This window comes from Bradyrhizobium sp. 195, assembly GCF_023101665.1.
In the GTDB taxonomy this organism is placed as follows: domain Bacteria; phylum Pseudomonadota; class Alphaproteobacteria; order Rhizobiales; family Xanthobacteraceae; genus Bradyrhizobium.
Window position 1 is genome coordinate 516,655 of the sequence record NZ_CP082162.1, and the last position, 25,799, is coordinate 542,453.

Sequence of the window (25,799 nt, forward strand, 5' to 3'; positions counted from 1 at the left end):
ACGCCCTCAGCCCCGATGGTTTCGATATCGGTCACGCGCCATCATTGGCGACTGAGCCGCCGAACGACTATTATAAATCCAACAAGGAGGCCCTGGCCAAGCTGATCCGCGGCTGGGCTAATGCCAACGACTACATCATCGCGAACAGCAACGAGGCGAAGGAGAAGCTGCAGAAAGGTCATTACAGCCGGACGCCGTTGTCGGACATCAACAAATCCTTCAAGGCCAGAACATCTTCACGTCCAAGGACTGTAAGCGGATGTACTCGGTCGGTACGGTCACCAACTGGCTGCAGCAGCCGACCGACTTCTTCATGACCAAGGCCGGCATCGAGTACTTCACGCCCGCGCGCAAATACTTCGATCCGAGCCTGTATTCGAAGACGATCGCCTAGAGCCGAGGGGGTCGAGAGACTCGGAGTTCGCACTGCACACGTCACGGGTGCAACCAGCTCCGGTCGATTGATCTGCTAACGTACCAAGCATGTATTGAGCACCGCGGTGAAAACGACCATCCTTTCCGTACGCTCAAATGCGCTGCTTCGCTCCTTATTCAGGGGTGGTGTGGATTATCGGCTCCAAACAGGCTAACCTGTTCACTGTCCTTCGGCCGCCGTGAAGGCGGGAGACATAGCCAAGGCTACGCCAGAATACGCGATAGCTGCCTGCGGCACTACTCCCACTCTATCATTTCAAACGACTCTTCGTAATTGATCTGCAAGCACAATTTGTCACTCTGACGGACAAACGCCGGCGGCATACCCGCCGGATTTTTTTGACCTTGAATTCACAGAAAAATTCGAGCTGTCCGCAATGCCAGCGATTTCGATACCTATCGGAGTCAATCGACTGATCGGGTCATCTGCGTAGACAAGAAAGCGATACCCGATCCAGCGCCGCGTCGTTTCAAATACCGTCAGAGGTGAAGAACACCTAGCTAGGGCGTCTTGTGATCGTGCGCCGACCAGAATAGTCCGCTTTGCGCCAAGAACTGCCCTCCCCCCAAGTCGCCTTTTGACCCAACTCGGACGTCAATCAAGATGGGAAAGCTGTTCGCTCCTCATCTCGACGCTGGCGATACGGCGCGTCAGTTCGTCCGGGCGGGCCGCCATGGCAAGGAGCAATCACTCTCGTCGCTCCCGGGACCGAGTGAGTTGGCGAGGGCGCCACGTCTCACTCAGTTCGTCAATATTTCTTACGGTAATTCCCCGGAGTTGCTGTTTTGTTGAACCCGGTCTGGGATGTGGCATTCGACGCCTCCGCTGTGGGCAACACCCGCGCTGCAATCGAATTGTACATTGAGTTGGAGATGATCATGCGCAACATCGTACTGGTGATGGTATTCGTGGTCTCGCTGGCGGCTCCGGCTTTGGCTCAGAAGCCCGAGATTGAGGCGATCAACACCAAGTTTATTGAATTCTTCAACAAGGGCGATTTCTCTGGTATCGGCTCGCTCTATAGCGCTGATGCGATCGCGATGCCGCCCGGCTCCTCGATGGTGCAGGGCCGAGCAGCCATCGAAGTGATGTGGAAAGGCATGGCGGATCAAATCGGCGACCCGAAGCTCACAACTGTTGACGTGAAGTCGCTCGGCCCTTCGGCGGCACGCGAGATCGGCACGTTTGCTCTGAAGACCAAAGGGCCGACACCGCAGGAAGTGACTGGGAAGTACGTCGTTGTTTGGGAAAAGGTCGGAAATGACTGGAAGCTCGCCACCGACATATGGAACGAGGGCAAGTAGGCCGCCCGTAGGCGTACGTGTCCGTTAGAAGTCACGGGTCGTGTCATGGAGGTCCAGATTGTGAGGCAGTCCGGCCCAAGGACCGAAGATCAGTCGAGTTAAAGGCAACGGCACTAGGTGCGAAAAAACACGAACCAGACAACGGCCATACCGACGACCGCGACACTTACGCTGATGACAAGCAGTACGAGGATTGATGGCCCGGGTTCGGCTTGACGCGCTTCAGTCGGTGTTTCGATAATGATGCCGTGCTTTTTCCTCGTCATGAGTGCACCTAAATTTTTGGCGCTAAGTCTGCGCGGTCAAACACCGGGACAACCTCAATGTCTTCCGGTATGGCACCCGATGGCGTGTCTTCCGCAGCTTGGCGCGTCGCTTCGGTGCTTGCATCCAATCCATCAGCAGTTTCGTTCGCGCCGCTCCCGGCATCGTGACGACGTGGCTGGACTTGATGGCCCGTATCGGCTTCTGTGATCGGTATCTTTGTGGACATATGATATCCTTTCGTCTCGGATACCAAGCTGCCCCAACGGGATGGTTCCTGCCCTGGCTGAGCGTCGGTCTCTACTCACGCACGTTGAAATCGGAGTCGGCTGCCTGAAGTTCTGGTGGCAGGAAGCGCGATTGTGCGTGGTGAATGTAGCGCGGATGAATTTGGTTTGCCTATTGGCGGCACTTCCCCGTCGAGCCACTGCTGCTCCTCGGCGAGCGCGCGCCACGCCCCTCCATGCGCTGATAGCGGCGCGCCGCGGGGGCAGTCTGGGCCTGCTCCGCGAGCTGGGCGCAGTTCTCGGCGGACTCAAGGTATTCGCGGGTACGATACATGATACTGCTCTCGACTAATGGGTGTTGCTCTCCTGCCATTTCTCCAGGTCGATATCCGGACGGTCGGGCGGGATTTGATCCTTCTCAGGATTGCCCTTCCATGCATACATCGGCCGCAGGCAAGAGCGTCTGCGCACGCCAACTTGGTGTACAAAACTTTCACAACCCGGATGCGCTTGTCACCAGTTCGGGTGCTGCCTAGAGCATCAACTCGCCTTTACTAATAAGCTTTCTCTCAAATCCTTATCAGTTGTCGAAAAGAAACGTCCGTTTGTACGTCTTACTTCGCGCGTTGGATTGTTTTGTGGAACGCAACAACCAGATCCGCCTATCTCGTCCGCTCATCGCCTCGTGTTTCGTCGCGCCTGTCGGCATCGACGCTCTTATTCGCGCCTAGGCGCCGGCTACTAGCCAGCGCGGAAGGCTCGTTCTTCAGCACATGCCGGCGGGTTTCGATCGTAGGCATATCGCCGACGAATTGCCGTATCTCGCGCGCGAGCGCGTGATCTGCTCGCGCCTCACAGCGCTGTAGCTCGGCGGCATAATCGAGATATCGACGCCGGATCACGTCCTGACGGGACTTAATCTGTTCGTCCCAAGGATGCTTGGCAGCGTTGCCACCCCTCACCTCGGAAAGCACCTCCTTACGAGCGAGCCGATCAACATCGGGCGTGATTCTTCGCTTGCGCAAAGCGAGGACCGCCCCGCGATCGGCCTTTCGAACCCGTCCACGGGTGCGCCGCGGCGTTGCCTCAGCCGCGATCCCGCGAAGCCGGAGTTCACCGGCAAATCGCTCTCGCCATGCCTGAAGATCCGCCTTGCGGGGGTTGAGGCGCTTGCCGTCATGGCCGAGTGAGCGGACGGTCAAGTGCACGTGGGGATGCTTGTCGTCGAGGTGCTGCACAAAGACGTAATCGTAATTATCGCCAAACGTCTCGACGGCAAGTGCACGAGCCGAATCCTTAACGCCGACCGCATCGGTGCCAGCCGGCATTGACAGAATGATGTTGATCGAAAGCGATCCATCGCGGCGGCGCTTGTCGTCGAGACCGGCATCATCCTCCCAGCGTTGCTGCAGGTCTTTCAATCCGGCACGACCCGTCAGCGACGTGCCCTGCTCTGTTTCCGCATCGAGCTCGCCGTTTCGCGTGATGTATGCCAGGTGTGACTTGAGATGCGCCACGTCCTTGGTGCGGCCGGTGATCTTGACCATCACCTCTGGTGCTCGGCGCACGATGCGTTCGAGCTTCGCACGCATCGCCGGGGTCAGGCGGCCGGGAGCGGCCGGATCTGGGATGTCCCACTCGGCCCGCCGCGGGCGCCGATTGGGCGTTTCCCAGACATAAGAGATCGGCGGAAGCCCGGAGGCCAGGTCTGTCGGCCGCGGCGGTTTGCGCCGGCTCATGACTGTCCATTCCAATAGTCGGCATTGCCGTGCAGCGCGCTACGCAATTGCGCGAGCTCTCTTTCAATGACCAATTTGGCCTCTTGAATTGCGGATAGATCGGGCTCAACCGCGCTGCTCTGCAGCACGCTGGTGTTTACGGCACGCGCGATCTGATTGATGTTGCCGCCAATCCGGTTGAGCTCGCGAATGATCGCACGGAGCGCCTCATGCTCGTTCGGGGAATGCTGCACGGGCGACGCCAATCGTGAGCGCACCAGCGCAACAATCCAGCCTGTGCGGGTCATGCCGCGCTGATGTGAAGCTTCCGCGAGCTGCCGCATCTCGCTCTCGCGAAATCGCACTGTCACCTTTTCCGGCCGTCCGACAGGCAACGCCAAGATGCGGGGCGCTGGTGCGGCTAGTGCATCAGCAATGAGACGCCGCAGCATCGCGGATTTGCCGCCCTGGGTCGCTGCAAGAACTGAGAACTCCGCCGCGACTTCATCGGAGACACGAAGCGAGATCAAAGCCATGCTCTCCAATCCCAATCGCGATGTAATACATCGCTGGTGCGAAGCCTATCCTGCACTAGAAAGTGCGAATCCTTCCACCCCCTCCATGTTGGTCCAGACCAACAGGCTCGGCAATCAAAGCTCGGGTGTTGCTGCAGGCGAGATGCAACCCAGCCGACGATCGATGCGGGGACTTCCTCTGGGAATGACGCAGCCGTCGCCCTCAGTGCTTCTACTCCACGAACACCGCGCGTAGAGATCGGCAACATTGGCACCGAGCATGTGGACCGCGGCTTTCCAGCAGCCTCCGGCCTCTCTACAGCGCTGTGGGGGGCGCGTTCGGCCTCCGGCTGCTGCGCTAACGCGCCATCCTTCGGATGGGAAATCCGCTCCGCCGGCGTACCAAGCGCAGCAGTTTTTCTGAGGAGACAGTCTAAGGCCAGCTTCATGCGAAAATGATCTCTTCGATCGTGATGGTCGATGCCGGCACCTCTTCCGCTTCTTCTGCGCCATCGACCAATAGCACGGCATGGCGTGAGCCTTGAGACGCGAGCCGATCGACGAGAAGACAGCCGGCGCGATTTTGATGGCGCACTCTGATCGTCACTGACGAACTCATTCGCTCATTTCGATGGACGGAAGACTTGGAGCCCTTCTCCGCGGCCGCCGTTACACGGTCTCTCTCTATGGGTCGCAATGCTACTTGCGGTGCGATCGGGCCTCGTGCCGATTGAGCTCCAGCGGCACCTTCACCATCAGCATGGGAGCCACCAACTTCGCTGCGAATTTTGCGTGCCAGCTGACGGGCATGTGCGTTGGTGAAGCTCTCCTGCGCTGCGCATAAGGTCTCGACGGTGTTGGGCTGCTCGCGCCAAGCCTGGTAGAGTTCATACACAGCGCGGATTGATGAGCCGGCAAGCTTCGACCGGAGGAATTCCGGCATGCTCTGGACCGAGGCGTAGCGAGACACCCAGTCCCTAGGCTTGCCGAGCTTGCGCGAGATGTCCGCTTGGTTGTCACCCTGCTCCAAGCGGTCCGCGATGAATGCCGCAATTTCGGGGGCATTGAGGTCTTCGCGCTGGATATTCTCGATCATCTGAACGTAGCGATCCGCAGAACCAACGGCATGAATGAAAGCCGGGATGTCGCGGAGGCCGGCGCGCTTGGCAGCACGATACCGCCTCGCGCCCATGACGATCACGTACCGGCCTTCGTCGGTCCCTTGCCGCAGCACAATCGGTTGCAGCACGCCATGCTGAAGGACCGATTCCGCAAGCTCCTCGAGCTTCTGTTCGTCGAAGCTGCGGCGGGGCTGATCCGGATCTTCGTCAACTTGATTGATGGGGATGGAAATCGGCTGCCCGGTAGGGGCAGCCACTTCTTCCGCGGCGTCGATGAGCTGCTTAAAGCTAAGATCAAGCGCCATGTGCCGTCTCGTTCATCTGCGCGACGATCTTGGCGAGAACGTCACGGATTTCGCGACCAGCTTCCTGCGCAGAGCGGCGCTTCAACTTCCAGACCGGCAGGCGTTCCGCCACGGCCTCAGCGTAGCCGTCCCTTGCAACGATCTGACCCGGGAACACATATTTGCCGGCCTCCCGCAATAGTTGTTCAAGATGCGTCCTTTGGCGGGGCGACTTCGTGTTGAAGTTCGAAGGCAGCAACCCGAGGAACTTCGTATCCTGGCGGCCATAGCGCCTCTGCACGCCGATCACAGTTTGCATCAGCCCTTTGACGCCCTTGATCGAATAGTCTTCCAGATAGATGGGAGCCAGCACGTGCGACGCCGCAACCAAACACCCGACACTGCGCAATCCAAGCGATGGCGGTGTATCGATGACGCAGGCATCGAACTGATCCGACGCAATGGCGAGGTTTTCTTGCAGAGTCGTTATGGCAGCGGCATTGCTGCGATCGAGATCAGTCAGCGAGCTATCGGCCGGCGCTAGCGTTAAGCCTTCGTCCTCTCGAGGTGCGATCCGGATCCCCGGCTTGAACAAATCCGCGGCTAATGTTGAACCGGCATATTTCCTCAGCGTGTCCGACGCATTGCTCTGCGCATCAACGTCGATCACGAGAACGCGGAGATTCGCTTCCGCCATGAACCAAGCCAAATGCACAGCAAGCGTCGTCTTGCCGACCCCGCCCTTTTGATTGTTGATGACAATGGTCTTCATCTTGAGGTCCGAAACGGGTCTAACGGCGCGGGGGGCATATCTTCGTCCATCATGTCGTGGGAGATGTTGGTTTGAACCAACAGACGATCGCGAATCCGATCACCGGAACGATCCCGAAATTCATCCGGCGAATCCCCTGCCAGAAGAGTCAGGTCGGTCCATAACCATCGGGAGGAGCAAATTCTGGCTAGGGCGGCTGAGATCGTGCTCGTTGCTGGACCACCGCTGTCGACACGGCCGCGAGAGGATCGTCACGCGAATGCGCGGAGACCGCTTGCGGGCTCCGGGAGCGTCGCAGCGCGGCGCGAGTAGAGCCGTCCCCTAAGGGGCTCGCCCAAGCGTCCCTGCTGCAAGAGTGGACCCCTGGATACGAATTCTTCTATGCGACGGCTATGTGCATCGATGAGAATACATTCTGCCTACCGCGAGCGAGAGTCGTACCGTCGGTTCAAGCTCGACCACTGCCGGCTGTTGCGATAAAGACCGGCGCAATTGCAAGCCAGGCATCGCAACGGGCATCCTGACAGCGAAGTCGCCGTTGAGGAAAGATTTAATCCGGCAAGGGTGGAGTCAATTTCCGGCGCAATTGACCGATCGAAGATGAATCGATCTGCCCAGTCCGATTCACGATACTCATTGGACGGAGCTTGCGAGAGAAGCAAGAATCCGCCCATGCCGAAATCGGAACCAAATCCGCTTCATCTGCACCGCATCGATGCCGCGCGCAATATGCGGCGGTTCGGGGATTACGGCTCCGCCTGCGATGCCGGCTCTATCAGTTCCAAGGCCTTAATGTCAGACGAGCAAAATCGAAACAAGACGGAGCCCGTCCCATGACGACTACCAATGAGATTGCCGAAAAGATTGCAGCCGAGAACGAGCTGACAAAGGCTCAGGCGAAAACGATCGTCGATGGCGTGTTCAAGGCGATCGCTGATGCGGCCGCAAGCGGAGCCGAGACGAGCCTTCCCGGGTTCGGCAAGTTCAAGGTCAAGGATAGCCCCGCTCGTGAGGGCCGCAATCCGTCGACCGGCGCAACGATTGCGATCGCAGCTTCCAGGAAGCTGACTTTCACGCCTGCCAAAGCCATGAAAGATGCTCTGAACGGAGGGGCGGCCCCTAACGAGGGTGCATCGTAACACGAGGGGGCTTATGCCCCCTCCTCGGCTGCGAGCGCCTCGTGGCGTTGGCGGATGAGTTCGGCGAGTTCGATTTCGAGCGCCTTGCGTTCCGCCGGCGTGAATACGCAGTCGCGCAGCTCGGCGCGCAATTCTTCAATGATGTCGATGGTCATGATCGCATCTCCGGTCGAAGGAAGCAGGCCCCGCCGTGCGGCGGAGCCCACTGGCTGAGCTTCAGTCCCGGTTCGGCCGGGACCAGATCAGCTGGAGGCCTTCCGCACCTTCGACCTCGGTCAGGGTGGCGTAGATCGGAGCGGGGAAGCTCGGATCGTCCAGCTTGACGGAGAGGTAGTCGCGCTCGGTGTCCTTCGCGGTCTTCTGCCAGGCCGCACCCAACTCGACGTTGCCCGAGTAGATGCGGAAGTGCGGTCCCTTATCGGAAGGATTCTCGACGCGGATCAGCTTGGCCTTGACGTTGAGGTTGAGCGTCTTGATGGCGCCGGAGAAGCCGTTGCCCGTGGAGGTGAAGGTGCCGATGGTAGCCATTGTCTCATTCCCTTGGTTTTCTCGGGCCGCGCCTATCGCGACCTCGATGGCGGTCGTGAGACCGGAGGCGATCGACTTGCACCCAAAGGGCCGAAATGAAATGGAGGGCGGCCGGCAGCGACTTTCTTGGACCGCGAGGAATGGCGCGCAGCGCCAGGGGAAGAAAGTCGAGGACGGGCGTTGCAGGGATAAGATCGAGAGCCCGCAAAGCGGGATCGCCCTTCGGTCAGACCAGCCTCTATCGAGGACGCAGATGGGTGCGCCCGTCGCGAAAACACATGGAATGAAGACAGACGGCCCTATGCGCCATTCGGATCAAGGCAACGAGCGTCGCAGTGGAACGTCGTTCACCGTAAGCAGGCCACATAAGAGCCGGGTCATCACCTACCAGGGAAACTATCGCTGTCAGCAACGTCGGCGGACCTGTCGAAGCGGCCATCGCAAGATCGATAACGAGGCTGCCCACGTTCTCGCCATGCGGATGCAACCCGGTCCTCCGCATCCGTGCGACCGACACGCCGCGAGGCGTGAAACAGATGCTAGCGTCGGTGGACGTGCCGGCCGCCGAGTCCGGGACGATTCCGCCGGCACGCGCGATGGGACGAAGCTCGGCGTGCCGGTTGCAAGGCCGCACAGCATTGGTGCGGGTTGTGAGCACGATCGACGTCAACAGCAGATCCGGCTGCCGGGCTCGATTTCGGTTCGAACGTTACTTGGCCGGGGGCCGCAGCGGACTTTCCGCCCATTTCCGGGCGGCGGGATCGCGCAGCGGATCGTCTTCGCAGGCCAGGCAGACGTAGCGCGGCCGGCCCGGCGCGACGTCATCGGGCACAGCCGTCATCGGCTTCCCGCACTTCGGGCACAGCGTCCGGCTCAGGTAGAGCGGAGTCATGGTTTTTCCCTGCCGGGACCAGCTTAGTTCCCGGTGCGCCGCGAGCACAAGTAGATCGCCGAAACTTGTCCGTATGCACCAGACCGCTTGACGTGGAGCGCATCTAGCATTGAAATCCGGCTTTCAGTGATGTTGCGGGGGTGGCGTCGTGGAAGAATTTTACAGGAGTTTCGCGCAGCGGGCGCGCGATCTAGCCGAGAACGCGGACCCATTCACCCGGCGGCGGCTCCTGGACCTGGCCAAGCGATACGACCTCAAGAGCAGACCAGGATCACCCGGCGGACGGTCCATCCTGCCCCCGCGCGCAACGCCACCGACCGTGCTGTTCTCCGGCTCTGGCGACTGACGAAAAGGTCGCGGTGCAGATCGTGGGCCGCTTCACCGCCACATCGTGGGCGCGCTCTTAGTCTGTGTTCTGCCACTCCCCTTCTCCTTCCTTTACATCGCGCCACGGTGCCTCCCGCGCCTTCCGGCGGTGGCATCGCTTCTATCGAACCATCGAACACTTCAATCACGCCCGCAGTGCAGTTCGCGTCCCGCGGTTCTGGAGACGCAGTCGCAGGGCGTCGGAATGCCCGCTCGCTGCTAGGAAGCCTGTTTATCATTCGCAGTCTTTTGCTTCTTCCAGAGCGCCATGATCTGCGGTCCGATGGAATAATTGCCGGCCCTAGCTTTCGCCGTAAGACCCCGCAGGTAGCCGCCCGGGCTTTTGACTTCCGCCGAGCGTTGCAGGATCGCGGCGACCGTAACCGCTGCATCGCCCTCGCCCATCGCGTCCACGGCGTCTTCCCAAGCGCTCGGGCTGACCCCCAGCGCCGATCGAACGACCGCGGCCGTGGCGATGAATTCCGGCCAGCTTCCGATTCCGGTCCGCGAGTACATCGCAATGTCGGGGCAAGCCTTGAGGATCAGCCCCAACGGGAATCCCGTCGCCTGTTGGCTCCTCCTCTCCGGTACCGGTTGGATTTCACTGATCGCCCCCCCGCCTTTTTGGGAGGCTGGTTCAAGTTCAATAGAGGGGTCTGGATTTGAATTCTGATAGTGCGCGCCGGAATGGCTGTCATTGCCGTCCGTTTTCTGTGCAGAGAGATGAGAATCCAACAGCTTGCCTGCCTCTGCGGCGAGACGCTCCAGGTTTTCGGCCAGAGGCTCGAGCAGGCCTAGCCCGACCGCGCGCGGCAAGCGGCCACTGAGACCGGCAAAGCGCCTCCGAATATCCCCCCAGTCGCCCAGGGCCCCCTCCTCCGCCGCAACGGCAATGATCTTGGCGATATCCCGCCGGAGTATCGAGACACGCTCCCGCGCCAGGGCGATGGTGCGGCGCTCGATCCTCACCTCGTCGGCCAGACGATCGAACTCCTCGGCCCGCGCAACGATCGGCGTCAGATCGAACCCGAACGCCTGCTCGATTGTGCCATCGCCGGATCGCCGAGCGTATCGCTTTCCGTTGGGGCTATCGCGGCGGATGATGAGTCCCGCGTTGACCAGCGCGAACAGATGCCGGCGGAGCGTGGTCCCTGCCATGCCATGCGCGCGCTCGCTCAGAGACGCGTTAGAGGGGAAGACAACGAGGTTGCCAGGGGTGAGAGCCGTCTCTGGCAGACACGTCAGCAAGGCGTTGAGCACGGTCAACGCACGATCCGAGATATCGAGCCGCTCCCTCGCATCGGTGATCGCGCGGAAGATCTTCCACTTGTGAACTACTCTGCCTTCAGGGCATGCCTTTGCGGCCGCCTGGCTCGTCACCATGGCAAGCGTTAGCGTTCGCCGCCCGAAGGGCGTCGTTGGGTGACTGTCGGTCATGTTCTTCGCCTTTCCAGGCAAAGAAAAAGCGCTCGGCGAATCGATACCGCAGCAAATACGCTTGACTGGGATTCGCGTCCGTGATTCTCTAAGGCTGCTTACACGTTAGAGAAGGCTTCCGGGCGGAGACGTTTCGGGGGCCTTTTTCTTTGCGTTCTACTCCTCTGTTGAAAATCGATACGCCTACTGATCGCGCGGCAAGCCCTCTCGGCTGGCTGCGCCATGTTCTGCAGGAGCCTCGGGAAGCGCGCTTACGCGGTTCCCTTGAGGTACTCCAAGTAGAGTTCACCTAGCCGCCCGACGACGAATTCACCGAACCCCGGGGCGACCTTCTCGTTTACTGCGAGGGTGGTCTTTTCCGTTTTGCGTTCGATCGAGGCGACCGCCTTGCCGTCAGCGGACGTCCAAGACTCTGGTTCCGTTCGCTGCGGCCTGGGCGCAAGCGCTGCACATACGGCAAGGAAGCGCGCATCGGAATCTTTACTGCGAAAGGTCTGGCTCGATACCAGCTGTGCCAAGTCGCCGATTGCATCCCTGCCCTGGAGCAAGGCTTCGAGCTCCATCCAGCGTCTCCGGCCCGTCTTCGGCGCTGGGCCGATCGCCTCGATCAACGCACGCGGAATGGCTCGGCCGACCGAGATCAGGCGGGAGAGTTCGGTCTTGTCGACGCTAAGGGCGGAGCCGATCGTGTCGCGCTTGAACTCGCGGTCCTCAAGAGCGACGGCGTAGATTGCCCTCTCGATGAACGAAAGATCCTTCCGTTCGCCGTTCTCCTTGCCTTGCGCCACCACGAGCTCTTCGTCAGTCATCTTCCTGATGACCGCACGAACTGGCTTTCCGAGCGCCTTCAGCGCCCTCACCCGGCGATGACCGTAAGCCGTCTGGTAGCGGGCCGGCTGACTCGGATGAGGACGCAGTAAAACGGGGACGAGCTGGCCGTTGGCGGAGATCGATTGGACCAGCGCCTCATGCTCCTCGTCCGCACCAGGCATCCGGTCTGGTACGATTGATGCGTCGATCAGCGAGGGATCGATTTCGAGCACTGTCTCGCCATTGGCGAACCGATCGGCCAGCGCTCTCGCCGCTTCGCTCTCGGCCGACAATCGCTCAAGCGATCGACTCATCGCTCCGACAACTCCACGCCCGCCGAGGGTCGGCTGCGGTGCCCTCCCCTCTTCCGCCGGCGGCGCGCTCGGAGCGGCTTGCGTGGCATCGCTCAGCAGATCGCTGAGTAGGTTCTTGCGTCCCATCAGGCTCTCCCCCAGGCCGCTTGCATGAGATTCTGGATCTCGCCATTGACGCCGTCGAGCGATTCCATCGCGCGGTCGTAGGTCGATCGCGTGAACTGTTCGCGCGGCACCTCGTAGAGGGTTTGCTTGGTGATGCCGGCGTCACTGATAGCGGTGCTTTTCAGCATCATGTTTGTGATCATGCGATCGCCGAAAAGCGATCTCATGAAGCCGACCATCTGCGCCTGCGGACCGTCGCCGGGTTCGTAGCGGGTGACGAGATATCTCATCCAATCGTAGTTCATGTTGCCGCCGGCTTTCGCGACGACTTCCAGCAAGTCCGAGGTCATCAGGAGAAACTGCGACATCGACATCACGTCGAGCATTTGGGGGTGCACCGGGATGAGGACTGCGGTTGCGGCGCATAGCGCCGACAGCGTGAGAAATCCCAGCTGGGGCGGACAATCGATGACAACGGCGTCGTAGTTCGCTTCCACCGACCCGAGCACCGTCGCCACCCTTGCGAAGAAGAGTGGGTCTCCGGACTGCCGTTGGGCCAGAGCCTTGGGCGTCTCGTGCTCGAATTCCATCAGTTCGATGTTCGCTGGTACGATATCCAGGAGCGGGAAGTAGGTCCGTCGGATGATGTCGCTCAGTTCGCGGCGGCTGTCGTCGTAGCGGATGGCACCATACAAGGTGCCGTTCTCTTCGACGTCGAATTCGGGCTGGTATCCATGCAGAGCCGACAAGGACGCCTGAGGATCGAGGTCGACGGCAAGAACTCGATATCCCTGCAAGGCGAGGTGCTGGGCCAGGTGCGCCGCGCTGGTGGTCTTGCCGCTACCGCCCTTAAAGTTGACGACGGCTATGACCTGCAGATGCTCCCCTTCCCTGCGCGTCGGCAGATATCGGCGCGAGGCCTTTCCGGTCTCATCGAGATAGGTCCGAAGGGCCTGGATGTCGCCCAAGGAATAGAGACGTCGGCCGGCCGGGCCGATCTCGGGCTCGGGCCCCTTCTTCTCGAGCGACAACTGCCGCAAATAGGAGTCGTTCACGCCGATCAACTTGGCCGCTTCGCCGGACGAGAATCGACGTAAGGTTTTGGCCGCTTTCGGGGGGAAGAGCTTAAGTCTGTGGGCGACAAGCTTCGCCGACAGCTCGCGAGCGTCCGCAGCGATCAGTTCATGGATCGCGCGAGGCTCATTTAACGCCGAATGACCGGCGACTTTTCGTTCTGTCAAAGACACGGCGGCATCTCGTGGTTACGACATTTTGCCGAAAACTCTACATTCGGCGTTAGTAACTCCGATTCTCTACCGTTCGGCAATGAAGAAAGGGTTAACGAGAGATTAAGGGCTGCAGGACGGCTCGGGCTGAGCCGAACCAGTCGTGCAAAGACCGAGCTCTCTTCATGGATCGCGATTTCAACAGCAGCAACATGCGGGCGAGAAGCGATCCCCGCTCGATGAAGTTCAACCGCGATCACCGTCGCCTATCTGACAGGTGGTCTCGGCCTGACTGGTCGGCGTCGAACACCTCGATCACCCTGCCCGCCGGGGCCGCTCGGCGCTATCAGCTACAACATCGCGCCCCCTATTGGACCGCGTGTGGTGAAGAATCTCGTCCCATGACGAGATGAAGGAGCTTAGGATCTCAACGGAGCCCTTCTCTCTAAGACTTCCGAACCATCCGTTGCAGAGGAAAAGTGCGCACAGGGCGTCACCACCTTTCTTCGTGGGCTGAGCCGGCTTTACGACCTTTCGAACAGCTCGACTCCCGCGTCATCTGCGCCAACTGCGAGACGATGCCCCATGCCGACGGCGCAACAGCGCAGAACCTCATCGCCATAAACGGTCGGTCGGACCGGAGAAGGGTGCCTTTCGATCTAGCCTCGCACCAGCCGGAAACTGGATGATGACCGCGAGCCGAACTCCTTCTTATCGGCGGATTTTCGAGGAAGCTCATCTGGACCGCTGAAGCGAGCTCTCACACATCGTCGACCTGCCCGCGGCCGAGGCAGCTATGACGGTCGAATTCCGACGGACCTCAGCGGAAGGGCCGGCAAGCGTTTACCAAACCTGCCCGCTGACATCGAACAGGGGGGTCGGGGGCTTCGTGCGGAGCTATAGAAAGTTGACCGCGGTCAACTTTTCCAAGGGCGCAGTTTCTGAGGCCGGACCGCTCCCTTAGTTGTGCTTTGAGTGAAATGTCGGTCGCTCTTGCGCTAGGACCTCCCGCCATGGCCTTGTCTCAGGGAGGTGTTATGACACCTCTACACCATCAACCAACACCTTGCACGCTCCGAATTCGAAAGTTGACCGCGGTCAACAAGCTGGAGAACTATACTCGCTTGCCTCACGTCCGGAAATCTGAGCGTCAGGCGCTCCGCTGAACGAAGATTCATTCCGCCCACCTGGGGCGATCGAGATAACGCGATCCGACCCGCGAATCTTCAGGTTGCATCGGCCCTGGTGCCGTGCCCCGGCAAAAAAGAGGCGCGGACCTCCCAGCTCTAGGGGCCTCTGCAATTGCACCCGTTTGAGCGTCCGTTTCGGTCGCATGTGCCGACAGGCAGCGCGGAGCTGTCGGAAACAGGAAATAGCGAGCCCACCGGCTCTACTAACGGCTGGGTTGGACGCGTCACAACGGCTGCTGGCATTCGGAACATACTTCTAGGAGGAGCGTCCTGGTTCAGATTCCAGTTCCCTAAAAGTTCGAGGGGGAGGAACTTCACGCGATGTTAACCAACAGATTCCCCTAACACCGCCAAGGAGGCCTTGGCGATCAATTTGGGGCTGGCCTTCGTGCGGTGTATCCGACATGATATTAAGGATACACGGCGGCGGATACCGGAGCGCCCAATGGCCTTCCATATCAAGAATCCCGAGACCGACGCGTTGGCTCGCAAGGTCGCCGCGCTCAAGAAGATCGGACTCACCGAGGCCGTGCATACGGCGCTTGCCCACGAGTTGGAGCGCGAGCAGGGCAAGCCGTCCTTGGTCGATCTGGGCGTACAGTTCTGTCGCGATCTCCGGGCCAGGAGCAATCCGCAAAAGGGCAAGCCCGCAGACAAGGCGTTCCGCGACGGCCTTTACGGGGACGATTGATGTTTATCGATGCCTCGGCGCTGACCGCCATGCTGACCGACGAAGACGAAGCGCGGGAGCTTTTGGCGCGCCTTCACCAAGCGGCCACGCGACTGACCTCGCCGCTGGCAGTGTGGGAGGCAGCGATTGCCGTAGCCCGAGTGCTTGGTCTCCCTATCTCTGAGGCTAGCGAAGCGGTCGAGAGTTATCTGGCGCTGATGGAGATCAAGATGGCGCAAGTGCCACCCGAAACGGCCCGGATAGCGCTCGACGCCTTTGACCGTTACGGCAAGGGCCGGCACCCGGCACGGCTCAATTTCGGGGACTGTTTTGCCTATGCATGCGCCCGCCATTTCGGCGAGCCTTTGATGTTCAAAGGCACCGATTTCCCGCAGACTGACATCGAAGCGGCATGACGCCGTCGGCGCAGGAGTGCTCACGGCAAGTGTAGACCAGGACCAGGAGATACAAATCCCAGTCGATAACCGGCCAGCGATTGGGAGGGCAGGGGCCTTCCGAAGAAGGCGGGGCTGTCTCAAACCACCAAATCGATGGCGGCACGGGCCGTGTCGGATGGCCGCGGTCGGCTGGGGTCGACGCTCCTTTGGCGGGGAAGCCCGTTGGCTTGATTTTCAGGCCCTTGGGCCGCGAGAGCCACTGAATTTGAGTTCTGACGTGGATTGTTGTCGATAAGAGGGGCTAGCAAGGCAAGGGAAAGCAGCCCTCGCTATGACGGAAGCTATCCGCCTGATAGATTCCGTTTCAGCAGCACCTGTTAAGGTTATCAAGGCCTTGCTCTTCGGCTACAAAACGCCAGATCCGTTGCCTTGGGCCGCTATCGCCCGCCCGCTTGCGACCGCGGAGGACGCGCTTGCCCGCCTCGACGAACGCCTCGCAAAAAGCCCAATTCGGGATGGGTGGATCAGCCGAAACCACTTCACCGATGCCTGCGCCAGTCTATGGCTGGAGGGCGAGCTCGTCCACCTCGAAGATCTGGTTCTCCATGACGCCGGCATGGATATCCGAGCACCGACCCATGAGCTGACTCGGGCACGCGCCGTGCTGCGCGCCCGCCGTCGCATCGACCGGGAAAAGTCCGACTGGGCTTTGTCGCCGGCCGGACTTACCATCTTGCGCGGCCAAGACGGGATGGACGACCTGGACGGGGTAGGCGGCGAGCAGGAAGGGAATCGGGGAGGGGGGCGCAATGCGAAGGAGGCCGGCGATGTGTTGGAGGCAGACGAGCCCCTTGCACTAGCCGCAACGGACGATCGGCTGTCGGAGGCGTTCGCCGCGGTCGATGCAGCGATCGCCAAGGCCGATCGCGCCCTCGCCAGCGATACCCGAACTCAGATGCGCCGCGCGACCGAGCGCGATCCACTGGTCTACGACATCGACTGGGACGAGGACGCGCGCCTTGCCGCCTGGCGCGACAGCCTTGATGAAGCCCGCAGCCTGCCGCCGACGCTCGCGGCGGCCGTTGCCGCCGATGCATGGCGCAGCATCGAACCGCTACAGCACAGGCCATGGCTCGGCCAATTGCTAGCGGCGGCACTGTTGCGTCAACGCGGTAAAACACGCTCGCACCTCGCCTGCCTGTTCGATGGGCTCAAAACCATCCCGCGCGAGCGGCGCCGGTCGCGCGACACCGCGACACGGCTTGTCGCGGAGCTAGATGCGATCACGGCTGCAGCCGAAGCCGGAGTGAAGGCGCACGATCGCTGGCTCAACCAACGCACGCTACTACTTCGGAAACTAACCGGCCGCCGGTCGACTTCCAAACTGCCTGCGCTCGTCGATTACGTGTTGACCCGCCCGGTCGTCTCTGCCGGCATGATCGCTGAAGAATTGGGGATCACGTCACGCGCAGCATTGAGCCTGGTAATCGAGCTTGGCTTGCGCGAGGCCACCGGGCGAGGGCGGTACCGGGCGTGGGGAATCCTCTAAGAGACCTCGGCGGAACAAAATATCCTTTGCTGAGGTGGCCAATCCGGATTGCACCGTGCTCGAGCGCTTGGCCGGCATACGCGCGTTCTCGTCGTTGTCTCTGCCTTTCAGCAGGCGAATGCCTCGCCACTGACGAGGCCTTCTTGCGCGCTGTTTCAGTCGCGGTTCGGGCGAGACCAGATGAGCGAGTGACCTTCCTCGCCTTCGACCTCGACCAGCGTGGCGTAGATCGGCGCCGCGAAGCTCGGGTCGTCGAGCTTGACCGAGAGGTAGTCGCGGTTCTGCTCCTGAGACTTCTTCTTCCACGCGGCGCCGAATTCGACGGTGCCGGCGAAGATGCGGTAGTCCGGCGCTTTCTCCGAGGTGCGGTCGGCCGCGACGATCTTGGCCTTCACGGTACCGAGGGCGAGAGTCTTGACGGTGCCCACGAAGCCGTTGCCGTTCACGATGAAGTTGCCGATGGTAGCCATGTTCGTATCCTCTTCGGTTCTCGGGCCGCGACCACCGCGACTTCGATGGCTGTCGTTGACCGGAGGCGATTGGACCGCACCCGAAGGGCCGCAACCCAGTGGAGGGCGGCCAGGGCGAGGCTTTCTTGTCTCGCGAGGAATGGGCGCGCAGCGGCCAAGGGAAGAAAGCCGCGAACGGCCGTTGCGGTCATGGAATCGAGGCGGAGCGCAGCGACGACGGCCTTCGGTTAGACATGCCAAATCGAGGACGCACTGGGCGCGTCAGGCCGACCGAGGGGATATGTCTGGTGAGAAGCAGGCGCACCGCACGACAACCGCAGGGCCACGCTGACTAAGAGACTCGCCCGCGCCCCTGCTGAGTCTTTTCGAGGTACGGCCACCGCGAGGACGATGTCGGACGAACGTATTTCGTGCTGCATCCCCCTTGAGCTTCTGCGGGAAGACCCCCGTTGAGGAACAGACGGATATCTCGGGATCCTAGCGGCCCCCACGCGGAAAACCCCTAGCCGCGCTGGAGGAGGTGAGGGGAAGTGCCTCCGCCTCCGGAAGACAGAAGCACACGACTGTGCCCAAGAAGGACCTCGCCGCTAGGCGAGGGCCTTGGTGAGCTCATGAAGGCTGAAGAGCAAGGGCGAGACGCGATGGCGTCGCGCTCATGCCGCCTGGTCGATTTCGGCCGGCTTCGGCTGAAGATCGTGCAAATAGGTCACGGCGCGCTGCGCGTGCGCCGCCGCTGAAAAAATGAAGTGCTTGTCGTTGGCCAGCACTTCCAGCCACGACGCAAGGTAACTCGCGTGGTCGGCGCGCGGCTCAAGCTCCGGCACGATGGCGAGATCGGCGCTAAGGAAACAGCTTCCGAGTTCGGCCACAAGCTCCTCGCGGGCGCGCTCGCTGCTATCCTTTGCGTAGCGGCTAAGATCGCGATTGACGCGGTGCGCCGGCGCGGTCCAGTGCACGCACTCATGCGCGAGCGTGGCCGCATAACTCTCCGCGTCGCGGAAGGTCTCGAACGGTGGCATCTGGATGAGATCGAGCGATGGCGCGAAGAACGCCTTGTCGCCGCCGTGCCGAATGGTCGCGCCGGTGTTCGCGAAGAACGCGTCCACGTGCGCGATGCGCTGCGCCGGCGGCGTGCTCGGAGCAGGGCGCGAGTAGTAGTGGTCGGGCAGGCCGTCGATCTGATCGACGCAGAACACGGTGTAGGCCCGCAGGAACGGCACGGTCCGCTCGACGTCGTCGCCGTTGTCGTCCGTCTCGATCTTAGTGATCCGGTTTGCGTAGACGACCATGGTTCCGCTCTCGCCTTTGCGGACGTGGCCGCCGAGCTCGAGAGATTGCTTGAATGTCATCCAAATCGGCGATGTGAAGCCGCGCGATACGGCTTCCGACCAGAGCAGCACGACGTTGATGCCTTGGTAGGGCATCCCGTTGTGGCGCAGTGGCCGCGTAATTCGCCCAGCCGCGTTGACCGCATTCCACGGCCTGACCCACGGCCGCACGCCGCGCTCCAGGTCCGCGACGATGCGATCGGTGATACGCGCGTAGATGTCGGCGCGCGGTTTTTCTTCGTTCCTGCTCATTTCGATGACCTCCGTCTCGGAGGCCGCGCCTGCCGCGGCCCCTCGCGAGGTCTGCCGCGGCGGCACTAAGGCGCTCGCGCACCCGGCCGGGCCGCAGCGCAGCGGAGGACGGCGCAGCCGTTGCGCGGGCGCCGTATCCGCCGCAAGACCACCGAGCGGGAGGGGCCACACTGGCGCGACGCGCCGTTTTTCTTGTTGGATTTGCCGGCGACAGGAAAAAGGGCCGGTCTCGCGACCAGCCCTCGCGGCATCAACATGTGGAAGGCGGGTCCGAGGCCCCGCCTTGAGGTCTACTCGAAGACCGCCATCTGAGCCGCGGCGGCCTTCTTGGTGACAGTTTCGCCGGCGTGCTCGACCTGCCGCTCGAAGGGCTTCCAAGGCTCGCCGATAACCTGCTCGTAGGCGCCGACGGCCCCCTCAGCGGCCATGCGAAGCGCGTGAGCCTGCGCGCCCATGTCGGCGGCGAATTCACGCTTGCGCCGTGCCTGGCTATCGAAGCCGACCGGACCATCGAGGTCCTCATCGCGGCTGTCGTTGGCGAGCTTGGCGGTGGCATCTCGCGCTTCAGTGACTGCTCGGGTGTAGAACTGGCCGGCGCCGTGCGCCGATCCGACATAAGCACCGACGATCCGTTGAAGGTGGATTTGCATGGCGCGTTCGCTCAGGCCATCCTTGAGCGCGTCGGCGGTTTCGACGATGAGCCGCTCATGCAGATCTCGGATACCGTCGCTGTCCAGGATTGCGAGGCCGAAGCTTTCAGAGATGCGCTGTGCCTGCGCCGAGTCTGGACAGGCGAGCCGGACCATCTCGAGAGTGGTGCCCTTGCGAAGCGGGATGACACGGGCGCTGGCGCGAGAGGAGCGAGCAGTTTTGGTCATGGTGAGATCCTTTCTCGGTTTCGCCTTGGGAGCGATCGCCCTTTGCCGTCGCTCCCTCGGGTGCGGTCGACCAGAACCGGCTTCAACGGGCCGCTTCAGGGGGTGGCGGCTGCCAAGGTGAGCGTGAGTGGGTCGCGGGCGAGCGGGCCCTCAGGCCTGCGAAGGACGCGGCCCCTCATCGCGAGACGGCGGCCGCCGATCGCCTCGCGACTTGCCCTTGAAGCGGACCGCGGCAGGTTCAGACCGCAGCACAAACCGAGGGAGCGCCGGCCAAGGGGCAGCGAGCCGCCGAAACCGGAGAGGTTGGGCCAAACCTGCTGAACTCTCCGTCTCGACATCAAGTGTCCGCGCTCCGCTCGCACTCCAATTGGTGCGTCCTTCGTCTCTCACCGCCACGCAGCGGAAACGCAGTGGTGCGTCCGAAACTCGGCGATCGCCGTCTCCTGCCGATCGAGCTTTCGCGTGAGGGCGTCGATATCGCCGCGAGAGCCAAGGCCGAGCTCCGCGACATGCTGCTGAAACAGCCGCTCGTCCGCGCTCGTCCAGCTCGATGCGTTACGGCCGCGCTGCCTGCGCTTCGTTCGGTCGGTGATCGTCAGCCGTTCGGCCCGTGACGCGATCTGGCGTTCGATGAGGCCGAGACGGCGCTGCGTCTCGGCTTGCGCGGCTTTCATGCGCGCGAGTAGGAGGCATTGGTCTTGAGGCTCAGTCATCGCTCCGTCCTCACAGGCCATAGAGGAAAGGCGGACTCGTCAGGAGTGTTGTCGTCCGGGAGGGACCCCGCGACGATGGATGAAGCGACGTCGTCGCCAGCGATGCCCCGCGCCGAATCGATGCCAGCGTGCTTGCGCATGCCTGGCGTAAGGATGCCGTCGAGTGCGTAGGCGATGGCGCTCTCGGGATAATGGTGCACGTGCATGAGGAGATCGACGGCGGCAAGGCATTCATGGCTGAGTCTCCTTTCTGTCGACGTCAGCCGGGCAGGGCTTCGGCGCATGGATGGATACGCGCACGGCGCACCTCCAAGCGTCGGTGCCGGTGAAATGCCGTCGAAGTCGCGGATGCCAGACGACGAGGACCGGCGTTTCGCCGTGCTCGTCAGTGGCCATGCGCCAGCCGAAGGCTTTGGCAATGAGGCGCCAGGGCATGGGTCACCTCCAGCCGACGAAGTCGGAGGGGCCGCCGTAGACCTGGTGGCGGGCCTCGTCGATCACGATGCCGAAGCGTCCGACCTGATACTCGCCGGACGGCACGAGGAAGCGGCGCTCCTCAGTCCCGGGCCCGCGCTTTCCGCCGAGCGTCGCAACGACCTGGACGAAGCCGCTCTCGTGCTTGGAAGTGATGGCAGAGACGACGACCCAGTCACGCCCGTGCGCTGGTCGAAGGCGCGGCGATCCTTTTCGCGGGACTCGCCCGCCTGGAGGATCATGCCGGAAATCGCCTCCCAGATGTCGGGCCAACTGTCCTTGATGGTTCTCTCGGCGCAACGCCGTTCGAACGCCGTGAAGAGCTTGTCCCGCACGTGTCCCGACAGATAGGCTTCGGCCGTCTGCCAGGAGCCGTCCGCCAGGTCGCGGAAGATCGCGCTGCCGAGTTCGGCGACGACGTCGTCGCGGTTGCGGTGAAGCAGCTCGGCGATGTGGTCAATGTCCACGCGGCCGCGCTCGTTGAGCACGACGGCGAGCGCGTCTGCCGCGCTGGTGATTTCCGGGGCCGCGGGCGGCGCGATCACCCGCTCGGTGAAGATCGGCCCGGGCTTCGCGGTGTTGGTCTCGAGATCGTAATCCTCGATCGAGGCGACCAGCCAGCAATCGGGATCGTCGAGGAAGGGCTGAATGTTCGGCCGGCGATGCATCTCGTGTACCTCGCCGGTCTCCTCGTCTTCGACGGTCGAGACGGTCGTAAAGTTGATCGGGCCGAAGTCGCGGACGAAATTCGACCAGGCGATGCGCAGCCTGACCTGCGCGTCTTTCCACGGCCGGTCGAGCTCCTGCGCCTTCAACACCTCGCGCACGGCGTCGCGGACCGGGATCAGCCTCCGGATGATGCGCACGTGCTTTTTTGGGATGCCGTCGGCGCTGCGGCCCTTGCGCGCATTCACCGCGACCGGGCCCCCGTCGACGACCTGCATCAAGCCGTGGGCCTTGTCGAAAAAGTAGCTGCCCTCGCGCACGTGGCGATCGGCGGCCCAATTGGCGTCAGATGGATCACCGGCTTCTTCGAGGTCGGGATCGATCACCTCCGGCTCGCCGTCGTAGACGGCTTGCGGAGGAGGCCGATCGCGGCTTTGAGCGTCGCTTCGAGATCCTCGTCCTCGCGCGGCAGGCAGGTGTAGGCCTCGCCGAAGGCGACCAGACGCGAGCGCATGCGCGCCGAGCACGAAATTCGTGTGCTGCACGAACCATCGGTCCACGCGGATCGCGCTCTCGTCTTCCGCCGCTGGCCGAACCTCGTCGAGGGCGAGCCATGACAGGTCGCCTTCCGCGTCGCCGACCTTGCGCTTGCGGAAGAACAGGATGTCGACGACGACGTCGGTGCCGGCGCTGGCGCGGAAGCTGCCCTCGGGCAGGCGAATGGCTGCGATCAGGTCGGCCGACTTCGCGATGTGCTGACGCGCCGAGGCGTCCACCTTGTCCATCGTGCCGGAGTTCGTGACGAAGGCGGCGAGGCCGCCGGGCTTCAGGAGGTCGATTGCCCTCGCGATGAAATAGTCGTGCATCCGAAGGCCCATCGGCCGGTACACGCGATCCGAGCGCACGGTCGGGTCCGAGAACGGCGGATTGCCGACGGCGAGGTCAAAACTCGCCGGCAGCTCGGTGCGCGCGAAATCGCCTGTGACGATCCGCGCCCGCGGCTGCAGCAGCCGGACGATGCGCGCGGTAACGGGATCGAGCTCGACGCCCGTGACGTGGCCAGTCTCGCGTAGTTCGTCCGGCATCAGCGCCGGAAACAGCCCGGTGCCGATGCCCGGCTCGAGCACGCGGCCGCCGCGCCAGCCGAGGCGCTGCAGGCCCGACCAGATCGCGCTGACGATAAACTCGGGCGTGAAGTGGGCGTACTGGGTGCACCGCGCGAGCGAGGCGTAGCCGGCGTCGTCGACGGCGTCCTCGAGATCGGCGCCGATCTCCCCCCAGCCACTCGCGAACTCGGATTCGCCCGGCTTACGGAAGACGCCGTTGGCGAGCTCGGAAGCGCCGAAGCCCGTGAAGCGGATCAACTGCCGCTGCTCGTCCGGCGAGGCGGGCCGCTGCTCCGCCTCGATCCGCACGGCGAGCCGAATGGCGGCGACGCTTTCGCGGGCGCGCTGCTTCCAACCCTTTGCCAGACCGCGGTCGCCGGCGAGGTGGAAGTTGTCGCCGCGCTTTACGGCATTCGGCTCGCGAGCCCGTGCGGGGGCGAACGCCGGCGCGGCGGGGGCCGGGGCCGACTGCGGCGGATCGCGGTCATGGTCGTCGCCGTCCAAGTCAGCGGCGAAGGCGGTGACGCCGAGACCGAGCCCCGACGAAAGGGCGGTGTTGCCGAAGAGGTCGATCGTGAAAGGGTCGTCCTGCGCCATTGGAGATGTCCTTCTGCTGGGCGCGCGCGACCGCGTCGCCGCCGCGGCTGCGGCGGACGGCACGTTCTTGCGAGATTGACGGGAGAGCCGCCGCAAGGCCGTGTGCTCAAATAGCGAAGCCCGGCAGGGCCGGGCTGTTCGCACGTCGAGGAGGGCGGGCGGCTCGGCTAGGCCGCTGCCGCTTCCGGCAGGTGGCGGAGCTGCACGGGCAGTTTCGCTGCGATCTCCATTTCGGTAAGGTCGTCCAGCAGCTTCAGCGCGGTGCCATGCCGGCCGGCATAGACGAGCACGTTGCGGCGGCCGCGCACGGCCGCGGGCCAGCGCTCGCCGGCGTAGCGGCGGTAGTCGTCATGCGTGCTCGACCAGATGTGCTCGAGCCGCTCTTCGCGCGTCATCGCGCGGACAGGACGAGACTCGCGCTTCGATGATCGCGGCACTCATCCGCTCCGGCGACGCTCTGTCCGACAGGTCGCAATAGCCGTGGAACCAGCGCATCTGGCCGTCAATAGACAGGGACAGAAAGACGCTTGTCACGCTTGCCGTCATGAATTCGCGCATCGCGAACATGTCCGGGCGCATCCATAGCGGCGGCAGGATTTCGAACATGTAGTCATGCTCGGACTCGGCAATCTCGAACCATTCGCCGGCAAAGAGGTGGGCGGCGGCGCCTTCAGCGACTGCCGGATGGCCACGATGGCGGTTGAACATACGGTGCATCTCGTGGCGCGTCGCGACGCCTTCGAAGACTTTGCGGGTGGTGGGTGAGGTGTGCATGGACGGCTCCTCTTGGCCTGCCGGACTGAAGCGCGAGCGATCCGCCTGATCTCTTTGTCACTTCAGTCCTTCTTCACGCATCCTCGCCGGCCGCATCGAAGGTCCGGCGGGTCAAGGGCCGCGGAACGCGGCCGAAGCTTCACCCTTGACGCGCGGGCCGCGCATGCGGCAGCGCCTCATTCCCATTTCATCTTTCTCATTGTTCGATCTCCTTTATCCTGCCGCCCGACAACATAAGGCACCGCAATCATGCGGCGGTATTCGTTACGTCACCACGCGGCCCATTCGCGAGCCGCATCAAGCGGTCGCCGTCGGGGGCTTCAGATCCTCATTCCAATCATCGGTGCGCGGTCGTAATCGCGCATATTCCGCACTCGCTTCTCTGGCAATGGCCCGAACGCGATCGGCGTAGATGTCACCCTGCCGATTGTTATCGGTCGCTGCCACGAGGCAGACGTTGGCTCGCTCAGCCAGATTGCGGATGGCATGATCTGTCGCCCGGGACCAGCCGCCTCCGGTACTGACATAAAGTGTATCGGAGCGTCGGACCTCGATCGCCGCAAGGCTCATGGCATCGATCGCCGCTTCTGTAATGCAGATCCGCTCGGACCCGGGCGGCCCGCAGCGAAAAAGTTCTTTCGCGCCCTCAGTGGCGAAGCCGCGCCATTGCGGTCCACGCTCCTCCCACCCCGTGATCGCTCCGGCAGAATCGCTATGGGCGGCCCATATGCTGCCTCGGGGGCCTTCTCGCAACCGATCGAAGGCGATCACCTGCTTCACGATCTCGGCCGGCACCCCGCGCTCGTCCGTGAGATAGCGCCAAGCTGGCGAGCCTGGGCGCGGCTTGAGGCGATTTTCCCACCGCTCAGCGATAGACCCAGGCACCTTCCGCCTTGCTGGCCGCCGCCACGCTGGTGCTTTCGGAAGGAAACCAACCATATCTGCAACACGGTCGCACGCTTCGACGAAACCATCGGCGCCAAGATGTTCGGCGAGCGAAAACACGTCCCCCTTCGCCGGCGACAACGGATCGAACCAGCCGCGGCCTTCGTGGATAACGATGATGATGTTGCTGTCACGCCGATACTTGATCGCGCGTCGGGTGCTTTCCTTGACGTCGACCTTCCAGCCGGCTTTCTCCAGCAGGGCCGCGCAGCCGACCTTTTGGCGCAGCTCCTCGATTTCGCTCTTGTCCATTTGTCTACACCGGTCTCGCGCAAGCGAGTCCGCCCCTTTCTTCTGTTGACCTCTCTTGCTCCCAGCCTTGCGGAGCATC

Annotated in this window: 24 protein-coding genes and 4 pseudogenes; 7 read left to right on the forward strand and 21 right to left on the reverse strand. The window is 62.4% G+C overall.

Annotation, left to right across the window (positions count from 1 at the left end):
• The first annotated feature begins 259 nt into the window (after positions 1-259).
• Both IVB26_RS43080 and IVB26_RS41295 read left to right on the forward strand, forming a co-directional pair.
• Positions 260-394, forward strand: a complete 135-nt coding sequence (locus tag IVB26_RS43080) for a hypothetical protein (protein ID WP_256468930.1) — start codon at positions 260-262, stop codon at positions 392-394.
• An 830-nt stretch (positions 395-1,224) separates the two neighbouring features.
• Positions 1,225-1,740, forward strand: coding sequence for a YybH family protein (locus IVB26_RS41295; protein ID WP_247973593.1), 516 nt, complete (start codon positions 1,225-1,227; stop codon positions 1,738-1,740).
• Between the two features lie 274 nt (positions 1,741-2,014).
• Here the strand turns inward: IVB26_RS41295 and IVB26_RS41300 are convergent, their stop codons facing one another.
• The 6 genes and pseudogenes from IVB26_RS41300 to IVB26_RS41325 form a co-directional block, all read right to left on the reverse strand.
• Positions 2,015-2,233: a hypothetical protein gene (locus IVB26_RS41300; protein ID WP_247973594.1), complete on the reverse strand. Its 219-nt coding sequence runs from the start codon at positions 2,231-2,233 to the stop codon at positions 2,015-2,017.
• Between the two features lie 141 nt (positions 2,234-2,374).
• Positions 2,375-2,565 (reverse strand): annotated as a pseudogene (locus IVB26_RS41305) (hypothetical protein); the annotation flags it as partial.
• 328 nt (positions 2,566-2,893) lie between these two features.
• Positions 2,894-3,970, reverse strand: a complete 1,077-nt coding sequence (locus IVB26_RS41310) for a relaxase/mobilization nuclease domain-containing protein (protein ID WP_247973595.1) — start codon at positions 3,968-3,970, stop codon at positions 2,894-2,896.
• Complete coding sequence (mobC, locus tag IVB26_RS41315) at positions 3,967-4,293, reverse strand: plasmid mobilization relaxosome protein MobC (protein WP_247973596.1); 327 nt, start codon at positions 4,291-4,293, stop codon at positions 3,967-3,969. Before mobC ends, IVB26_RS41310 begins: the two co-directional genes overlap by 4 nt.
• Positions 4,294-4,909: 616 nt before the next feature.
• The gene (locus tag IVB26_RS41320) at positions 4,910-5,890 is read right to left on the reverse strand and encodes a ParB/RepB/Spo0J family partition protein (protein ID WP_247973597.1); all 981 of its coding nucleotides are present in this window, start codon (positions 5,888-5,890) and stop codon (positions 4,910-4,912) included.
• Positions 5,880-6,641 carry a ParA family protein gene (locus tag IVB26_RS41325; RefSeq protein ID WP_247973598.1) on the reverse strand — a complete coding sequence of 254 codons (762 nt, stop codon included), beginning with the start codon at positions 6,639-6,641 and terminating at the stop codon, positions 5,880-5,882. Before IVB26_RS41325 ends, IVB26_RS41320 begins: the two co-directional genes overlap by 11 nt.
• 833 nt (positions 6,642-7,474) lie before the next feature.
• Between IVB26_RS41325 and IVB26_RS41330 the strand changes: the two genes are divergently transcribed.
• Positions 7,475-7,780 (forward strand): HU family DNA-binding protein, encoded by a 306-nt coding sequence (locus IVB26_RS41330; RefSeq protein ID WP_247973926.1) that lies wholly within the window; start codon positions 7,475-7,477, stop codon positions 7,778-7,780.
• 11 nt (positions 7,781-7,791) lie between these two features.
• Here IVB26_RS41330 and IVB26_RS41335 read toward each other — a convergent pair whose 3' ends face one another.
• The 3 genes from IVB26_RS41335 to IVB26_RS41345 form a co-directional block, all read right to left on the reverse strand.
• Positions 7,792-7,935 carry a hypothetical protein gene (locus IVB26_RS41335; protein ID WP_247973599.1) on the reverse strand — a complete coding sequence of 48 codons (144 nt, stop codon included), beginning with the start codon at positions 7,933-7,935 and terminating at the stop codon, positions 7,792-7,794.
• 61 nt (positions 7,936-7,996) lie between these two features.
• The gene (locus IVB26_RS41340) at positions 7,997-8,308 is read right to left on the reverse strand and encodes a DUF736 domain-containing protein (RefSeq protein WP_018273795.1); all 312 of its coding nucleotides are present in this window, start codon (positions 8,306-8,308) and stop codon (positions 7,997-7,999) included.
• Between the two features lie 709 nt (positions 8,309-9,017).
• Positions 9,018-9,200, reverse strand: a complete 183-nt coding sequence (locus tag IVB26_RS41345; protein WP_247973600.1) for a hypothetical protein — start codon at positions 9,198-9,200, stop codon at positions 9,018-9,020.
• Positions 9,201-9,348: 148 nt separating this feature from the next.
• Between IVB26_RS41345 and IVB26_RS41350 the strand changes: the two genes are divergently transcribed.
• Complete coding sequence (locus IVB26_RS41350) at positions 9,349-9,546, forward strand: hypothetical protein (protein WP_247973601.1); 198 nt, start codon at positions 9,349-9,351, stop codon at positions 9,544-9,546.
• Between the two features lie 239 nt (positions 9,547-9,785).
• Here IVB26_RS41350 and repC read toward each other — a convergent pair whose 3' ends face one another.
• From repC to repA, 3 genes are all read right to left on the reverse strand, one after another.
• Positions 9,786-11,003, reverse strand: coding sequence for a plasmid replication protein RepC (gene repC / locus IVB26_RS41355; RefSeq protein ID WP_247973602.1), 1,218 nt, complete (start codon positions 11,001-11,003; stop codon positions 9,786-9,788).
• A 251-nt stretch (positions 11,004-11,254) separates the two neighbouring features.
• A complete protein-coding gene (gene repB, locus IVB26_RS41360; protein ID WP_247973603.1) occupies positions 11,255-12,253 on the reverse strand; it encodes a plasmid partitioning protein RepB in 999 nt (332 codons plus the stop codon).
• The gene (gene repA / locus IVB26_RS41365; protein ID WP_458309400.1) at positions 12,253-13,473 is read right to left on the reverse strand and encodes a plasmid partitioning protein RepA; all 1,221 of its coding nucleotides are present in this window, start codon (positions 13,471-13,473) and stop codon (positions 12,253-12,255) included. The genes repB and repA overlap by 1 nt, the downstream gene beginning before the upstream one ends.
• 1,620 nt (positions 13,474-15,093) lie before the next feature.
• On the opposite strand from repA, the gene IVB26_RS41370 reads away from it, so the two are divergent.
• The 3 genes from IVB26_RS41370 (at position 15,094) to IVB26_RS41380 (ending at position 17,265) form a co-directional block, all read left to right on the forward strand.
• Positions 15,094-15,339, forward strand: a complete 246-nt coding sequence (locus IVB26_RS41370; protein WP_247973604.1) for a type II toxin-antitoxin system VapB family antitoxin — start codon at positions 15,094-15,096, stop codon at positions 15,337-15,339.
• Positions 15,339-15,734, forward strand: a complete 396-nt coding sequence (locus IVB26_RS41375; protein WP_247973605.1) for a type II toxin-antitoxin system VapC family toxin — start codon at positions 15,339-15,341, stop codon at positions 15,732-15,734. The genes IVB26_RS41370 and IVB26_RS41375 overlap by 1 nt, the downstream gene beginning before the upstream one ends.
• A gap of 313 nt (positions 15,735-16,047) precedes the next feature.
• The gene (locus IVB26_RS41380) at positions 16,048-17,265 is read left to right on the forward strand and encodes an RHE_PE00001 family protein (protein WP_247973606.1); all 1,218 of its coding nucleotides are present in this window, start codon (positions 16,048-16,050) and stop codon (positions 17,263-17,265) included.
• 155 nt (positions 17,266-17,420) lie between these two features.
• Here IVB26_RS41380 and IVB26_RS41385 read toward each other — a convergent pair whose 3' ends face one another.
• The 9 genes and pseudogenes from IVB26_RS41385 to IVB26_RS41425 form a co-directional block, all read right to left on the reverse strand.
• Entirely contained in the window at positions 17,421-17,735 is a 315-nt protein-coding gene (locus IVB26_RS41385) for a DUF736 domain-containing protein (RefSeq protein WP_247973607.1), read from the reverse strand.
• A 653-nt stretch (positions 17,736-18,388) separates the two neighbouring features.
• Positions 18,389-19,315: an ArdC family protein gene (locus IVB26_RS41390; protein WP_247973608.1), complete on the reverse strand. Its 927-nt coding sequence runs from the start codon at positions 19,313-19,315 to the stop codon at positions 18,389-18,391.
• 290 nt (positions 19,316-19,605) lie between these two features.
• Positions 19,606-20,193: a hypothetical protein gene (locus IVB26_RS41395; protein ID WP_247973609.1), complete on the reverse strand. Its 588-nt coding sequence runs from the start codon at positions 20,191-20,193 to the stop codon at positions 19,606-19,608.
• A gap of 386 nt (positions 20,194-20,579) precedes the next feature.
• Positions 20,580-20,906 (reverse strand): hypothetical protein, encoded by a 327-nt coding sequence (locus tag IVB26_RS41400; protein WP_247973610.1) that lies wholly within the window; start codon positions 20,904-20,906, stop codon positions 20,580-20,582.
• Positions 20,907-21,137: 231 nt separating this feature from the next.
• Positions 21,138-21,341 (reverse strand): hypothetical protein, encoded by a 204-nt coding sequence (locus tag IVB26_RS41405; protein ID WP_247973611.1) that lies wholly within the window; start codon positions 21,339-21,341, stop codon positions 21,138-21,140.
• A 3-nt stretch (positions 21,342-21,344) separates the two neighbouring features.
• Positions 21,345-21,706, reverse strand: a pseudogene (locus IVB26_RS41410) (DUF7007 domain-containing protein); the annotation flags it as partial.
• Positions 21,692-23,749 (reverse strand): annotated as a pseudogene (locus tag IVB26_RS41415) (N-6 DNA methylase); the annotation flags it as partial. The pseudogenes IVB26_RS41410 and IVB26_RS41415, both read right to left, overlap by 15 nt.
• A 167-nt stretch (positions 23,750-23,916) precedes the next feature.
• Positions 23,917-24,523, reverse strand: a pseudogene (locus IVB26_RS41420) (DUF1419 domain-containing protein).
• Positions 24,524-24,820: 297 nt separating this feature from the next.
• Positions 24,821-25,720 carry a DUF3991 and toprim domain-containing protein gene (locus tag IVB26_RS41425; RefSeq protein ID WP_247973612.1) on the reverse strand — a complete coding sequence of 300 codons (900 nt, stop codon included), beginning with the start codon at positions 25,718-25,720 and terminating at the stop codon, positions 24,821-24,823.
• Between the last annotated feature and the right edge of the window lie 79 nt (positions 25,721-25,799).